Genomic DNA, 13,916 nt, shown 5'->3' with positions numbered 1-13,916 from the left:
GAACGGTTACTTGCGCAGCGCGAGGCCGAAGGCGATCAGCGCCCAGCCCTGCATGGCAAGGTCGAAGGCGAGGAAGAGGCCGAGCAGCCAAAGGCTGTTCACCGGCCAGCCGAGGATGAAGACCACGCCGGCAAGCGTGGTGACGACGCCGCCCGCCATCAGCCAGCCCCAGCCGCTTTCCGGCCGCACGCGCCAGGCCGCGAAGATACGAAAGATGCCGGCAACGAGCAGCGCGGCGGCCATCAGCAGGGTCAGCACGGCGGAGGTGAGAACCGGATTGACGAAGGCGAGCACGCCGGCGGCGAGATAGAGCAGCGCGCTCAGCGCCCAGGCGATCGTCTCCCGCCAGGCCTTCACCTGGAATGCATGGGCGAGATGCACGGCGCCGCCGACGATCATCAGCACGCCCACATAATAGACCGAAGCGACCGTCGCGATGAAGAGATTGACGGCGGCAATACCGCCGAAGAGAAGCAGGACGACGCCGAGAGCGACGAACCAGCCCCATTTCGCACGCACTTCGGAGAGAGGATTCATTCCGGGGGAGAGGACCATGATGCACCTCGAAAAATGAATGAAAACAAAGTCAGCCTAGCACGAAACGAAGGGGGGTTGCGACAGGCGATTGCGAGGCTTCCCTGGCGTCAGATTTTTATTGATTGATCACTCAATTAAAAATATCCTTGACCAAAATCAGGGGAACGCCATGCCGAAGGTTGGAATGGAGCCGGTGCGTCGCAAGGCGCTGGTGGATGCGACGCTGCGGGCGGTGGGCGGCCATGGCTCGCTGACCGTGACCATGTCGGAGATCGCCCGCCATGCCGGCGTTTCCCCTGCCCTTGCGCATCATTATTTCGGCTCCAAGGAACAGCTTGTCATCGAGACGATCCGCAGTCTCCTGCGCACCCTGCGCGCGGATGCGGTGGCGGCCCTGAAAGCGGCTTCGACGCCGCGCGAGCGGCTTTCGGCGGTCATCCGCGTCAATTTCCAGGCGCACCAGTTCGCGCCGGAGACGGTGGCGGCGTGGCTTGCCTTCTATTCGGAGGCGCAGCGTTCGGAAGAAGTGCGGCGGCTGCTCGTGGTTTACGCGCGGCGGCTGAATTCCAACCTGCTCGCCAGCCTGAAGCAGCTTTGCCCCGACGACCGCGCCGGCGAGATCGCCGACGGGGCGGCGGCGATGATCGACGGGCTGTATCTGCGGCAGGGGCTGAAATCCGCGCCGGTCAGCATCGAGTCTTCCATCGCGTTGACGGAGGGCTATCTCAATGCGCAGCTTGCCGCTGTCGCAGGCGCCGCTTCCGTCGACGCGGGCCGGCAATTGCCCGTCACACGGGAGGCGTAGATTTTCCCCATGCATGCTTCATTCATTTCAAGGACGAACCCGTGACCGCCAGCAAGCCGAATATCCTGATCGTCATGGTCGACCAGCTCAACGGGACCTTCTTCCCGGACGGGCCGGCGGAATGGCTGCACGCGCCGCATATGAAGGCGCTCGCCGCGCGCTCCGCGCGGTTCCGCAACAACTACACCTCCTCGCCGCTCTGCGCCCCCGCCCGCGCCTCCTTCATGGCCGGGCAATTGCCGAGCCGCACGCAGGTCTACGACAATGCGGCGGAGTATATTTCCTCCATCCCCACCTTCGCGCATCACCTGCGCCGCGCCGGCTATTACACGGCGCTGTCGGGGAAAATGCATTTCGTCGGGCCGGACCAGCTTCATGGTTTCGAGGAGCGGCTGACGACCGACATCTACCCCGCCGACTTCGGCTGGACGCCGGATTACCGCAAGCCGGGCGAGCGCATCGACTGGTGGTATCACAATATGGGTTCGGTGACGGGCGCGGGCGTCGCCGAGATCACCAACCAGATGGAATATGACGATGAAGTCGCCTTCCTCGCGAACCAGAAGCTCTACCAGCTTTCCCGCGAGAACGACGACGAATACCGCCGCCCCTGGTGCCTCACCGTCTCCTTCACCCATCCGCACGATCCTTACGTGGCGCGGCGGAAGTTCTGGGACCTCTACGAGGACTGCGCGCACCTGATGCCCGCCGTCGACATGCTGGAGGAACCGGACCCGCATTCCGCCCGCATCCTGCATTCCTGCGACTATGCCAAATTCGCCATCAGCGGCGAGGACGTGCGCCGCTCGCGGCAGGCCTATTTCGCCAACATCTCCTATCTCGACGAGAAGGTCGGCGAGCTTGTCGATACGCTGACGCGCACGCGCATGCTGGACGAGACGCTGATCCTGTTCTGCTCGGACCATGGCGACATGCTGGGCGAGCGCGGCCTGTGGTTCAAGATGAACTTCTTCGAGGGCTCGGCCCGCGTGCCGCTGATGATATCCGGTCCCGGCGTGACGCCCGGCCTTCATCTCGCGCCGACATCCAACCTCGACGTGACGCCGACGCTCTGCGACCTCGCCGGCATTTCCATGGACGCCGTGATGCCGTGGACCGACGGGGAAAGCCTGCTGCCCATCATCAACGGCGCGGAGCGCACGACGCCGGTGCTGATGGAATATGCGGCGGAAGCCTCCTATGCGCCGCTCGTCGGCATCCGCGAGGGCAAGTGGAAATACATCCACTGCGAACTCGACCCGGAGCAGCTCTACGATCTCGAAGCCGATCCGCACGAGCTGACGAACCTTGCGACCTCGGACAATCCGGTGATCCGGGCGACGCTCGACGCCTTCCGCCAGATGCGTGAAGCGCGCTGGGACATGGCCGCCTTCGACTCTGCCGTGCGCGAGAGCCAGGCGCGGCGCTGGGTGGTCTACGAGGCGCTGAGGAACGGGGCTTATTACCCATGGGACCACCAGCCGCTGCAGAAGGCATCCGAACGCTACATGCGCAACCACATGAACCTCGACAATCTCGAGGAATCCAAACGCTATCCGCGGGGAGAATGACATGAAAGCCCAACCGAAAGCCTCGCATTTCATCGACGGCGACTATGTGGAAGACGTTGCCGGCACGCCTTTCGAGAGCGTCTATCCCGCCACCGGCGAGGTGATCGCCCGCCTTCACGCGGCAACGCCCGCCATCGTGGAGAAGGCCATCGCCTCCGCCAAGCGCGCGCAGAAGGAATGGGCCGCGATGAGCCCGACGGCGCGCGGCCGTGTCCTGAAGCGCGCCGCCGAAATCATGCGCGAAAGGAACCGCGAGCTTTCCGAGCTTGAGACGCTGGATACCGGCAAGCCGATCCAGGAGACCATCGTCGCCGATCCGACCTCGGGCGCGGATGCCTTCGAGTTCTTCGGCGGCATCGCGGCGGCGGGTCTCAACGGCGACTATATCCCGCTCGGGCAGGACTTCGCCTTCACCAAGCGCGTGCCGCTCGGCGTGTGCGTCGGCATCGGCGCGTGGAACTATCCGCAGCAGATCGCCTGCTGGAAGGGCGCGCCGGCGCTCGTCTGCGGCAATGCCATGGTCTTCAAGCCTTCGGAGAATACGCCCCTCGGCGCGCTGAAGATCGCCGAAATTCTCATCGAGGCCGGTCTGCCGAAGGGTCTCTACAACGTCATCCAGGGGGATCGCTCGACCGGGCCGCTGCTCGTCAACCACCCTGACGTCGCCAAGGTCTCGCTGACCGGCTCCGTGCCGACGGGCAAGAAGGTGGCCGGTGCGGCCGCTTCCGACCTCAAGCATGTGACGATGGAACTCGGCGGCAAGTCGCCGCTCATCGTCTTCGACGACGCCGATCTCGAAAGCGCCATCGGCGGGGCGATGCTCGGCAACTTCTATTCGACCGGGCAGGTCTGCTCGAACGGCACGCGCGTCTTCGTGCAGAAGGGCATCAAGCAGAAGTTCCTCGCCCGCCTCAAGGAACGCACGGAAAAGATCCTGATCGGCGATCCGATGGACGAGGCGACGCAGCTCGGCCCGATGGTCTCGAAGGCGCAGCGCGACAAGGTTCTCGACTATATCGAGAAGGGCAAGGCCGAGGGCGCAACTTTGCTCACCGGCGGCGGTATTCCGAACGCCGTTTCGGGTGAAGGCTACTACATCCAGCCGACCGTCTTCGCCGATGTTACCGACAGCATGACCATCGCACGGGAAGAGATTTTCGGCCCCGTCATGTGCGTGCTCGACTTCGACAACGAGCAAGAGGTCATCGAACGCGGCAACGCCACGGAATTCGGCCTTTCCGGCGGCGTCTTCACCACCGACATCACTCGCGCGCACCGCGTCGTCGACCAGCTCGAAGCCGGCACGCTCTGGATCAACACCTACAATCTCGCCCCCGTGGAAATCCCCTTCGGCGGTTCCAAGCAGTCCGGTTTCGGCCGCGAGAACTCGCTGGCGGCGCTGGAGCATTATTCGGAGCTGAAGACGGTCTATGTCTCCATGGGCAAGGTGGACGCGCCGTATTGAGGTTTCGCCCGTTGTGACCACGGGTAACTGAAGAAAGATTGGCTGGGGACCGCCATGCAGAACGCAGACTACATCATCATCGGCTCCGGCTCGGCCGGCTCGGCGCTCGCCTACCGGCTCTCGGAGGATGGCAAGCATACGGTTATGGTGCTGGAATATGGCGGCTCGGATATCGGGCCGTTCATCCAGATGCCGGCCGCGCTCGCCTGGCCGATGAGCATGAAGCGCTATAACTGGGGTTATCTCTCCGAGCCGGAGCCGCACCTCAACAACCGGCGCATCACCGCACCGCGCGGAAAGGTGCTGGGCGGATCGTCCTCCATCAACGGCCTCGTCTATGTGCGCGGCCATGCGGAGGACTTCAACCGCTGGGAGGAGCTTGGCGCGCAGGGCTGGGCCTATGCGGATGTGCTGCCCTATTACAAGCGGCTGGAAACCTCGCTCGGCGGCGAGGCCGGCTGGCGCGGCACCGACGGGCCGCTGCATGTGCGGCGCGGGCCGGTGACGAACCCGCTCTTCCACGCCTTCATCCAGGCCGGCCGGGACGCGGGCTTCGAGACCACCGAGGACTATAACGGCTCCAAGCAGGAAGGTTTCGGCCTGATGGAGCAGACGATCTACAACGGTCGCCGCTGGTCGGCGGCGAACGCCTATCTGCGCCCGGCGATGAAACGGCGGAACGTTTCCGTCGTCCACTGCTTCGCGCGGAAAATCGTCATCGAGAACGGCCGCGCGGTCGGCGTCGAGATCGAGCGGGGCGGCAAGATCGAGGTGGTGAAGGCGAACCGGGAAGTCGTCGTCTCGGCCTCTTCCTTCAATTCGCCGAAACTGCTGATGCTGTCGGGCATCGGCCCGGCGCAGCATCTCAAGGACATGGGCATCGAGGTGAAGGTGGACCGGCCGGGCGTCGGCGCAAACCTGCAGGACCATATGGAATTCTATTTCCAGCAGGTCTCCACCAAGCCGGTCTCGCTCTATTCCTGGCTGCCGTGGTTCTGGCAGGGCGTGGCGGGCGCGCAGTGGCTGCTCTCCAAGGGTGGCCTCGGCGCGTCCAACCAGTTCGAGGCCTGCGCCTTCCTGCGCTCGGCGCCGGGGCTGAAGCAGCCGGATATCCAATACCACTTCCTGCCCGTCGCCATCTCCTATGACGGCAAGGCGGCCGCCAAGAGCCATGGTTTCCAGGCGCATGTCGGCTACAACCTGTCGAAGTCGCGCGGCAACGTGACCCTGCGCTCGGCCGATCCGATGGCCGATCCGGTGATCCGCTTCAACTACATGAGCCACGAGGAAGACTGGATCAAGTTCCGCCACTGCGTGCGCCTGACCCGCGAAATCTTCGGCCAGAAGGCCTTCGACGAATTCCGCGGCCCGGAAATCCAGCCCGGCGAGAGGGTGCAGACCGACGACGAGATCGACGCCTTCCTGCGCGAGCATCTGGAAAGCGCCTACCACCCCTGCGGCACCTGCCGCATGGGCGCGGCGGACGATCCGATGGCGGTGGTCGACCCGCAGACCCGCGTGATCGGCGTCGAGGCCTTGCGCGTCGCGGACAGCTCCATCTTCCCGCACGTGACCTACGGCAACCTCAACGCGCCGTCGATCATGACGGGGGAGAAAGCGGCCGACCACATCCTCGGCAAGCAGCCGCTGGCTCGCTCCAATCAGGAACCGTGGGTGAACCCGCTTGCGGTGGTAAGCGACCGGTGATCTTGACCTCGGATATAATGTAACTACATTAAATCATGAAGATCGTCTGGGACGAGCCGAAGCGGCAAGCAAACCTGCAAAAGCATCGGCTCGATTTCGCCGATATCGGCGAAATCGACTGGGCCAATGCCCTTGTCGAGGACGCCAGGCCGGATGCATCGGGCCGGCGGCCGCTCAAGGCGCTCGGCTACTTTCGGGACGGCACCGCCGTCGTCATCTTCGTCACGCTTGGGCAGGAAGCCGTATCGATCATCAGCTTCCGCCCGGCGAGCGAAAGGGAAAGAAGGAGGCTTCCATGGCCAAGACCGCAAAGCTGACGACCTTCCAGTCCGGCCAGGGCTTTACCAAGGAAGACTGGGACGCTGTCAATTCTCCCGAACTGACCGACGAGGAACTGACGAAGATGCGTCCGGCCAAGGACGTTCTCTCGCCGGCATTCTTCGAGGCGATGGAAGAGCACCGCAAATCCCGCGGGCGGCCTTCGCTGGCTCACCCAAAGAAACAGATCACGCTGCGCCTCGACGAAGACGTCATTGCCCGGTTCCGCGAGAGTGGCAAGGGCTGGCAGGGGCGCATGAACGAGGCGCTTCGCAAGGCGATCGGTCTATAACGCTCCCTATTTTCTACTAAATTTATAGAATAATATCAAAGCTTTCCCCGGCGGCAGGATTTCTGCCTCGGGGCGTAGATAGAGAGATATTTGCTCTTCGTCCGCACGCTTTGGAAATCCGTTTTGCTGTCTGCCCTTCCCCAAGCCTGCGATAATCCGGCAAATTCTCGCAAAGGCTTGGAAACGGAATGACTGCTCTTACCGGAAACGGGATCGCGGAAGCCCTGAACGACAAACTGGCCGGTCTCGACCTTGCCGGGCGCTTGGCGCTCGTAGCCGCACTTGGCGGACGCGCCGTCTTCACCACCAGCCTCGGCATCGAGGATCAGGTGATCACCGCCGCCATCGGCACCGACCGGCTTGCCATCGACGTCGTGACGCTGGAGACGGGCCGGCTCTTCAAGGAGACCGTCGATCTCATCGACGAGACCGAGGGGCAGTATGGCATCACCATCGCCCGCTACGTGCCCGTGCAGGACGATATCGACGCCTATGCGGCGCAGTATGGCCTCAACGGCTTCTATGAGAGCGTCGAGGCGCGGCATGCCTGTTGCAGCGTGCGCAAGCTGAAGCCGCTTGCGCGCGCGCTCGAAGGGGCATCCTTCTGGATCACCGGCCTGCGCCGCGGCCAGTCCGGCAACCGGGCGGACACGCCCTTTGCCGAACATGACGCCGAGCGCAACCTCGTCAAGATCAACCCGCTGGCCGACTGGGACATCGACCGCATCAAGGCCTACGTGGCCGACAATGCCGTGCCGGTGAACCCGATGCATGCCCGCGGCTATCCCTCCATCGGCTGCGAGCCCTGTACGCGCGCCATCAAGCCGGGCGAGCCCGAGCGCGCCGGCCGCTGGTGGTGGGAGAACGACGAGAAGCGCGAATGCGGCCTGCACGTCCACGAGGCCACCGCCTCCCCCATCCCGGCCCCCAGCGTGGCCTGACCCGAACAGCCCTCCCAAGGCATCCCATCCGGAGTGAAGAGTTTAATGTCCGATATCCGTAACGAGGCGGAAGCAAAGCCGAACGCCACGCCCAAGCCCCCGCTCGATCCGCACCTGAAGGCGCTGGAAAACGAGGCCATCCATATCTTCCGCGAGGTCGCCGCCGAATTCGAGCGCCCCGTCATGCTCTATTCGATCGGCAAGGATAGTTCCGTCCTGCTGCATCTCGCGCGCAAGGCCTTCTATCCGGGCCGCGTCCCCTTCCCGCTGCTGCATGTCAACACGGGCTGGAAATTCGCCGAGATGATCGAGTTCCGTGACAAGATCGTCAAGGAATACGATCTCGACCTCATCGAGCACGTCAATCCGCGCGGCGCGGCCGAGAACGTCACGCCCTTCTCCCACGGCTCGGCGCTCTACACCGACATCATGAAGACGGAATCGCTGCGTCAGGCGCTCGACGCCGGCAAGTACGACGCGGCCTTCGGCGGCGCGCGGCGCGACGAGGAAGCCTCGCGCGCCAAGGAGCGCATCTACTCCTTCCGCACGCCGGACCACCGCTGGGACCCGCGCAACCAGCGCCCGGAACTGTGGAACGTCTATAACGGCATGATCCGCCAGGGCGAGAGCGTGCGCGCCTTCCCGCTCTCCAACTGGACCGAGGTCGATATCTGGCGCTACATCCAGGCCGAGGACATCCCGATCGTGCCGCTCTATTTCGCGAAGAAGCGCCCCTATGTGGAGCGCGACGGCATGATGATCATGGCCGAGGACCAGCGCCTCGAGCTGCTTCCCGGCGAAGTGAAGCAGGAAGGCGTCATCCGCTTCCGCACGCTCGGCTGCTTCCCGCTGACCGGCGCCATCCGCTCCAACGCCACGACCCTCGACGACATCATCGCCGAGTTGGAGACCGCCACCGTCTCCGAACGCCAGGGCCGCGCGATCGACCGCGACCAGTCCGGCTCCATGGAAAAGAAGAAACGCGAAGGGTATTTCTGAGATGACCGTTTCCGCCACCGCAACCGCCGAGGTTCTTCTACCTATCGAAGAACCGGCCCGCGCGATCCGCGATTCCCGCCCGCTTAGCCTCATCACCTGCGGCTCGGTCGACGACGGCAAGTCGACGCTGATCGGCCGCCTGCTCTGGGATACCAAGGCCGTCAAGGAGGACCAGGCCGCCACGCTCCACCGCGACAGCGGCAAGCAGAACGATCTCGGCCTGCCCGATTTCGCGCTGCTGCTCGACGGCCTGCAGGCCGAGCGCGAACAGGGCATCACCATCGACGTCGCCTATCGCTACTTCTCGACGGACCGTCGCTCCTTCATCGTCGCCGATACGCCCGGCCACGAGCAATATACCCGCAACATGGCGACCGGCGCCTCCACGGCGGACCTCGCCGTGCTGCTGGTCGACGCCCGCGCCGGCATTCTGGAGCAGACGCGCCGCCACGCCACCATCGCCTCGCTGATGGGCATCCGCCAGTTCGTGCTCGCGGTCAACAAGATCGACCTGACGAACTACGACCGCGCCCGCTTCATCGAGATCGTCCACGATTTCAAGGAATTCGCGCTCACCCTCGGCGTCAAGCAGATCACCGCCATCCCGATCTCCGCGCTGAAGGGCGAGAACGTCGTCTATGACGGCCGTGCCTCGATGCCCTGGTATGACGGCCCGACGCTGGTCGAGACGCTGGAAAAGGCCACGACCCGCTCCAACCAGACGGTCGGCTTCCGCCTGCCGGTGCAGCGCGTCTCGCGCCCCGGCGAAAGCTTCCGAGGCTATCAGGGCACCGTTGCCGGCGGCTCGGTGAAGCCGGGCGATTCGGTCGTCGTCCTGCCCTCGGGCATGGTCGCCAACGTCACCAAGATCGTCACCTTCGACCTCGTGCGCAACGCGGCCGTGGCGGGCGACGCCATCACCCTCGTTCTCGACCGTCAGGTGGACGTGGCGCGCGGCGACATGATCGTCGCCATCGACAGCCAGCCGATGACCGGCCGCGGCTTCGACGCACAGCTCGTCGCCCTGCAGCCGGACGGCATCGAGCCGGGCAAGCGCTACTGGCTGAAGAGCGGCTCGCGCCGCCAGCGTGTCACGGTGGAGCCGGTGAGCCAGCTCGACCTGAAAAGCTCCAAGTGGAATACGGCGGACAAGCTCGGCATGAACGCCATCGGCAAGGTGCATCTCACCTTCGACGAACAGGCGATCTTCGACACCTACGAGCAGAACCGCACGACCGGCGCCTTCATCCTGATCGACCCCGACACCAACAACACGGTGGCCGGCGGCATGATCACGGGCCGCCGCTCGGAACTCGGCGGCATCCACAAGGACGACCAGCGCGTGCTGCTCTCGCTGCCCGCCGACCTTGCGGAGAAGATCATGGCGACCGCGCTTTTCGCGGATCGTCGTCAGGATGTGGACGTGCGTCACACCAGCGTGGGACGGGCCGCAGAGATTCTTGCCGATCTCGACGAATAGGCCTTCAGGCAGGACGACTGGACGGCGGCGCCCCTGTGGCGCCGCTTTTCGTTTGGCTCTTGCCGCATCGGGAATTTCTGCAAGGATGCCGACAGGAACCATGCGGGACAGAGACGCTGCCCAAACCTTTCGCGCCCGAAGTTTTCCCGGTGCTCTCCACCGCGCGCCTCAACCTTCGGCAGCCCCGCATGGCGGACTATGAGGCATTCCACGCCATTCTCTCCTGCCCGGAAGTCACACGCTTTTCCAACTGGGCAGACGCGCCGAAACGCGGCGAGGTCGAACGGCCGTTGAAATGGATGTGCGAGGCTTTCGACAAGCGCAAGGGATGCGCCTGGATGATCGAGGATACGGTCACCGGCGCGCTGCTCGACGCGATACGCTTCAATTGTCTGGATGCCCCCAATCGCCGCGCCGAGATCGGCTACGAGTTGCATCCCACCGCCTGGGGCAAGGGCTACATGGACGAGGCGCTGGCGGCGGTGGTCGCCTGCGGTTTCGGGCCGTTCGGCCTCGACCGTCTGGAGGCCTGGACCCTGCCGGGCAACCCGGCGTCCGATCGCGTGCTGGAAAAGGCAGGCTTCCAATATGAAGGCACCCTTCGCCAGAGAGCCTGGTTCAAGGGTGCCTTTCACGATTTCAGAATGTTTTCACGCCTTGCCGGCGACTGACCGTCTGACGCTCAGAAGAAGAAGTACCAGATCAGCAGCACGAGAAAGAGCGGAACGCCCATAATCCAGAGGATCAAAGCCCGAGCCATCGAATTGTCCTTTCCGTTGTTGTGTCTCCTGTAAAACGCGCAGGCCACCGACTGGTTCCATTCCGATACGACGGGAAGGCACAACCGGCCTATTTCTCAGCGGCCTCATCCGCTTTCGCTGCGCCATAACGCTGCTCGATCTTCCCGAGCAGGAAGAGCACGACGAAACAGGCAAGCGTCGCGAAGAAGCCGACGAACCAGTAGCCGAGGCCGACCGAAAGGCCGACCGCCCCGGCAAGCCACATGCCCGCCCCTGTCGTCAGCCCCCGCACCTCGCCGCGTGAGAAGACGATCATGCCCGCCGCCAGGAACGCGACGCCCGCCGTGACGGCCTCGACGACGCGCAACGGATCGATACGCACCTGCTCGTCGGAGAAGCTGGCCATATGCACGCTTTCCAGCGCCAGCAGCGCGAAGACGCAGGCCGCGAGCGCGACGAGGATATGGGTGCGCAGCCCCGCCGCATGATCGCGATATTCCCGCTCGGCCCCTATGACCGCGCCGAACACTATGGCGCCCACCATGCGGGCGAGAATGACCGGATAAGGCACTTCTGTCCTCGGAAAGAGGTCTGCAAGGATCTGTTCCATGGCGGTGGAAACGGCCAAACGCACGGACGGTTCCCGCCTCGCCCACGGCCGAAAAGATTTTTTCCCCGGCACACCAGCCTTTTCCCCAAGTCAGCGAATTTTTTTGATATTTTACGCTTGTCGAAACGAAAAGCCTGTTCTATAGGAAGCGCCGCTGGTCACGGAGTGTAGCGCAGTCTGGTAGCGCACCACGTTCGGGACGTGGGGGTCGAGTGTTCGAATCACTCCACTCCGACCAGCGGAAATCCTCTCTTGAGGCTTTCGCACTTTCCCGAAAACTTCTCCCCAAAAGCCGATACCACCCTGGCGGATCGCCTGCGATCCACGCCCGCAACTGTTGCAAATCCGCACGGTCCGGAGCCGTTCGACGGGGATGGCCGCAAAGTAGCGATGGCGGTGATTCCCCTTTCGCGCGCGCTGCGCTATGGCGAAATTGAGGCACAAGCCCCGAGTCGCCGAAACCGGCCGCAGGAAGTCCGAGGAAATCGTACAGATGAAGTCCCGCATCGCAATTCTGGCAGGCCTCGCGCTTGCCCTCACCGCATGCACCACCGTCTCCGTCGCATCCAACCCGCTGCAGGCGCGCTGGAACGGCAAGACCGCCGGCAGCTTCTTTGCCGCCTATGGTCCGCCGCTCTCCGATACGGCCGGCTCGGGCGGCACGACGCTCTACAAGTGGCGCGGCGGCTTCGTGAAGGGCAAGTCCTGCACGGTCGAGCTGACTGTCAACGATGCCTATATCATCACCAATATCCGCGCCGTGGCAGACCGTCCCGACCCGAAGGGTGGCCCGAGCCACTGCGAAAAGGTTCTCGACGCCGCCGGCGAAGCGAAGTAACCGCCGGCCCAGGGCCGAACATTCAGAAGCCGTGCGGAGACGCGCGGCTTTTTCTTTGGAGGACGGCATGGACGAAGACCGCCTTTACCACGATCCGGCGCTGGCCGACTTCTACGACCTGGAAAACGGCTGGGACCGCTCGCCGGATTTCGTCTTCTGCAAGGCGCTTGCCGAGGGCGCGGGAAGCGTTCTCGACCTTGGCTGCGGCACCGGCGCGCTCGCCGTGGCGCTCTCGGGCGCCCGGGCCGTCGTCGGCGTCGATCCGGCGCCGGCCATGCTGGATATCGCCAGGGCCAAGCCCGGCGCGCAGGGAGTGGATTTCGTCGAGGTCGATGCCCGTACGCTGCGGCTCGGCCGCCGCTTCGATCTCGTCCTCCTGACCGGCCACGCCTTCCAGGTGTTCCTCACCGTTGAAGATCGCCGCGCGGCGCTCGCCACCATCGCGGCGCACCTTGCGCCCGGCGGCCGTTTCATTTTCGACAGCCGCAATCCGGCGCGCCGCGAATGGGAGGAATGGGGGCCGGAGGAATCGATGCGCCTCGTCGAGCATCCCCGCTTCGGCGCGGTCTCCGCCTGGAACGATGTCGCCCACGATCCGGCGACCGGCATCGTCACCTATGAAACGCATTACGAAATCCGTGCGACGGGCCGGCGGCTTTCCGCCGCCTCCCGCATCGCCTTTCCGCAAAAGGCGGAGCTGGACGCGCTCCTCGCCGAGGCGGGCCTCAAGGTCGAGCGCTGGCTCGGCGACTGGGAGGGCGGCGACTGGCGGCCGGATGCCGGGGAGATGATCCCCCTCGGCACCCTCGCCTGACCCAACCCTAGGACCGATCGACATTCAGCCCATGCCGAAGCGAATCCGCTTCGGCTGGAAATGCTCTAGACGGAGCGCATCAGGCCGCCGTCGACGCGCAGGCTCTGGCCGGTGATGTAGCCGGCGCCCTCGGAGGCGAGGAAGGCGATGGTGGCGGCGATCTCCTCCATCGTGCCGTAGCGCTTCATGGGCACGCTCTCGCGCCGCTCCTCGGTGCCCGGCAGGCTGTCGATCCAGCCCGGCAGCACATTGTTGATGCGCACATTGTCGCCCGCATAGGTATCGGCGAAGAGCTTGGTATAGGCGGCAAGGCCGGCGCGGAAGACGGCCGAAGTCGGGAACATCGAAGAAGGCTCGAAGACCCAGGCGGTGGAGATATTGACGATCGAGCCGGACTTCTGCGCCTTCATGATGGGCGCCACCAGCCGCACGGGGCGGATGACGTTCATCAGGTAGATGTCCATGCCCTTGTGCCAGTCCTCATCGGTGATCGCGGTGATCTCGGCGCGCGGGCCGTGTCCGGCGCTGTTGACGAGCACGTCGATGCGACCCCAGGTCGACATGGCGAGGTCGACCAGCCCCTTGAGGTCGTCGTTCGACTGGTTGGAGCCGGTGACGCCGAGGCCGCCCAGTTCCTGCGCCAGCGCCTCGCCCTTGCCGGAGGAGGACAGGATCGCCACCTTGAACCCGTCCGCCGCAAGCCGCCGCGCCGCCGCCGCTCCCATACCGCTGCCGCCGGCCGTGATGACGGCTACCTTGTTCGTGCTCATGGATTCGTCTCCCATATTTCGTTGAGAGA

The 13,916-nt window shown here is 64.4% G+C and carries 15 protein-coding genes and 1 tRNA gene; 13 read left to right on the top strand and 3 right to left on the bottom strand.

Annotation, left to right across the window (positions count from 1 at the left end):
- Nucleotides 1-6 precede the first annotated feature (6 nt).
- On the bottom strand, nucleotides 7-555 hold the full coding sequence (locus K8M09_RS04045; RefSeq protein WP_160785522.1) for an HdeD family acid-resistance protein: 549 nt from the start codon (nucleotides 553-555) through the stop codon (nucleotides 7-9).
- A gap of 151 nt (nucleotides 556-706) precedes the next feature.
- On the opposite strand from K8M09_RS04045, the gene betI reads away from it, so the two are divergent.
- From betI to K8M09_RS03995, 10 genes are all read left to right on the top strand, one after another.
- Nucleotides 707-1,342, top strand: a complete 636-nt coding sequence (gene betI, locus K8M09_RS04040; RefSeq protein WP_160785521.1) for a transcriptional regulator BetI — start codon at nucleotides 707-709, stop codon at nucleotides 1,340-1,342.
- Between the two features lie 41 nt (nucleotides 1,343-1,383).
- Nucleotides 1,384-2,913 carry a choline-sulfatase gene (betC, locus tag K8M09_RS04035; RefSeq protein WP_160785520.1) on the top strand — a complete coding sequence of 510 codons (1,530 nt, stop codon included), beginning with the start codon at nucleotides 1,384-1,386 and terminating at the stop codon, nucleotides 2,911-2,913.
- A 1-nt stretch (nucleotide 2,914) separates the two neighbouring features.
- Nucleotides 2,915-4,378: a betaine-aldehyde dehydrogenase gene (betB, locus tag K8M09_RS04030; RefSeq protein ID WP_160785519.1), complete on the top strand. Its 1,464-nt coding sequence runs from the start codon at nucleotides 2,915-2,917 to the stop codon at nucleotides 4,376-4,378.
- A gap of 54 nt (nucleotides 4,379-4,432) precedes the next feature.
- On the top strand, nucleotides 4,433-6,085 hold the full coding sequence (gene betA / locus K8M09_RS04025; RefSeq protein ID WP_160785518.1) for a choline dehydrogenase: 1,653 nt from the start codon (nucleotides 4,433-4,435) through the stop codon (nucleotides 6,083-6,085).
- A 35-nt stretch (nucleotides 6,086-6,120) separates the two neighbouring features.
- Nucleotides 6,121-6,402, top strand: a complete 282-nt coding sequence (locus tag K8M09_RS04020; RefSeq protein ID WP_160785517.1) for a BrnT family toxin — start codon at nucleotides 6,121-6,123, stop codon at nucleotides 6,400-6,402.
- Nucleotides 6,381-6,695, top strand: a complete 315-nt coding sequence (locus K8M09_RS04015) for a BrnA antitoxin family protein (RefSeq protein ID WP_160785516.1) — start codon at nucleotides 6,381-6,383, stop codon at nucleotides 6,693-6,695. The genes K8M09_RS04020 and K8M09_RS04015 overlap by 22 nt, the downstream gene beginning before the upstream one ends.
- 188 nt (nucleotides 6,696-6,883) lie before the next feature.
- On the top strand, nucleotides 6,884-7,636 hold the full coding sequence (locus K8M09_RS04010) for a phosphoadenylyl-sulfate reductase (protein ID WP_160785515.1): 753 nt from the start codon (nucleotides 6,884-6,886) through the stop codon (nucleotides 7,634-7,636).
- A gap of 45 nt (nucleotides 7,637-7,681) precedes the next feature.
- Nucleotides 7,682-8,635: a sulfate adenylyltransferase subunit CysD gene (cysD, locus tag K8M09_RS04005; protein ID WP_160785514.1), complete on the top strand. Its 954-nt coding sequence runs from the start codon at nucleotides 7,682-7,684 to the stop codon at nucleotides 8,633-8,635.
- 1 nt (nucleotide 8,636) lies between these two features.
- Nucleotides 8,637-10,115 carry a sulfate adenylyltransferase subunit CysN gene (gene cysN / locus K8M09_RS04000; protein WP_160785513.1) on the top strand — a complete coding sequence of 493 codons (1,479 nt, stop codon included), beginning with the start codon at nucleotides 8,637-8,639 and terminating at the stop codon, nucleotides 10,113-10,115.
- Between the two features lie 188 nt (nucleotides 10,116-10,303).
- Complete coding sequence (locus tag K8M09_RS03995; RefSeq protein WP_160785512.1) at nucleotides 10,304-10,786, top strand: GNAT family N-acetyltransferase; 483 nt, start codon at nucleotides 10,304-10,306, stop codon at nucleotides 10,784-10,786.
- Nucleotides 10,787-10,964: 178 nt separating this feature from the next.
- Here K8M09_RS03995 and K8M09_RS03990 read toward each other — a convergent pair whose 3' ends face one another.
- The gene (locus K8M09_RS03990) at nucleotides 10,965-11,465 is read right to left on the bottom strand and encodes an MgtC/SapB family protein (RefSeq protein ID WP_160785688.1); all 501 of its coding nucleotides are present in this window, start codon (nucleotides 11,463-11,465) and stop codon (nucleotides 10,965-10,967) included.
- A 161-nt stretch (nucleotides 11,466-11,626) separates the two neighbouring features.
- On the opposite strand from K8M09_RS03990, the gene K8M09_RS03985 reads away from it, so the two are divergent.
- The 3 genes from K8M09_RS03985 to K8M09_RS03975 all read left to right on the top strand — a co-directional run bounded on the left by K8M09_RS03985 (nucleotide 11,627) and on the right by K8M09_RS03975 (nucleotide 13,117).
- A tRNA-Pro gene (locus K8M09_RS03985) sits at nucleotides 11,627-11,703 on the top strand.
- A 255-nt stretch (nucleotides 11,704-11,958) separates the two neighbouring features.
- Nucleotides 11,959-12,303, top strand: coding sequence for a hypothetical protein (locus K8M09_RS03980; RefSeq protein WP_160785511.1), 345 nt, complete (start codon nucleotides 11,959-11,961; stop codon nucleotides 12,301-12,303).
- 67 nt (nucleotides 12,304-12,370) lie between these two features.
- A complete protein-coding gene (locus K8M09_RS03975) occupies nucleotides 12,371-13,117 on the top strand; it encodes a class I SAM-dependent methyltransferase (RefSeq protein WP_160785510.1) in 747 nt (248 codons plus the stop codon).
- Nucleotides 13,118-13,182: 65 nt separating this feature from the next.
- Here K8M09_RS03975 and K8M09_RS03970 read toward each other — a convergent pair whose 3' ends face one another.
- Nucleotides 13,183-13,887, bottom strand: coding sequence for an SDR family oxidoreductase (locus K8M09_RS03970; RefSeq protein WP_160785509.1), 705 nt, complete (start codon nucleotides 13,885-13,887; stop codon nucleotides 13,183-13,185).
- Nucleotides 13,888-13,916 lie beyond the last annotated feature (29 nt).

This window comes from Shinella zoogloeoides, assembly GCF_020883495.1.
Classification (GTDB): domain Bacteria; phylum Pseudomonadota; class Alphaproteobacteria; order Rhizobiales; family Rhizobiaceae; genus Shinella; species Shinella zoogloeoides.
Note: the sequence above shows the minus strand (reverse complement) of the source record. Positions and strands in the feature narration are given on the sequence as shown.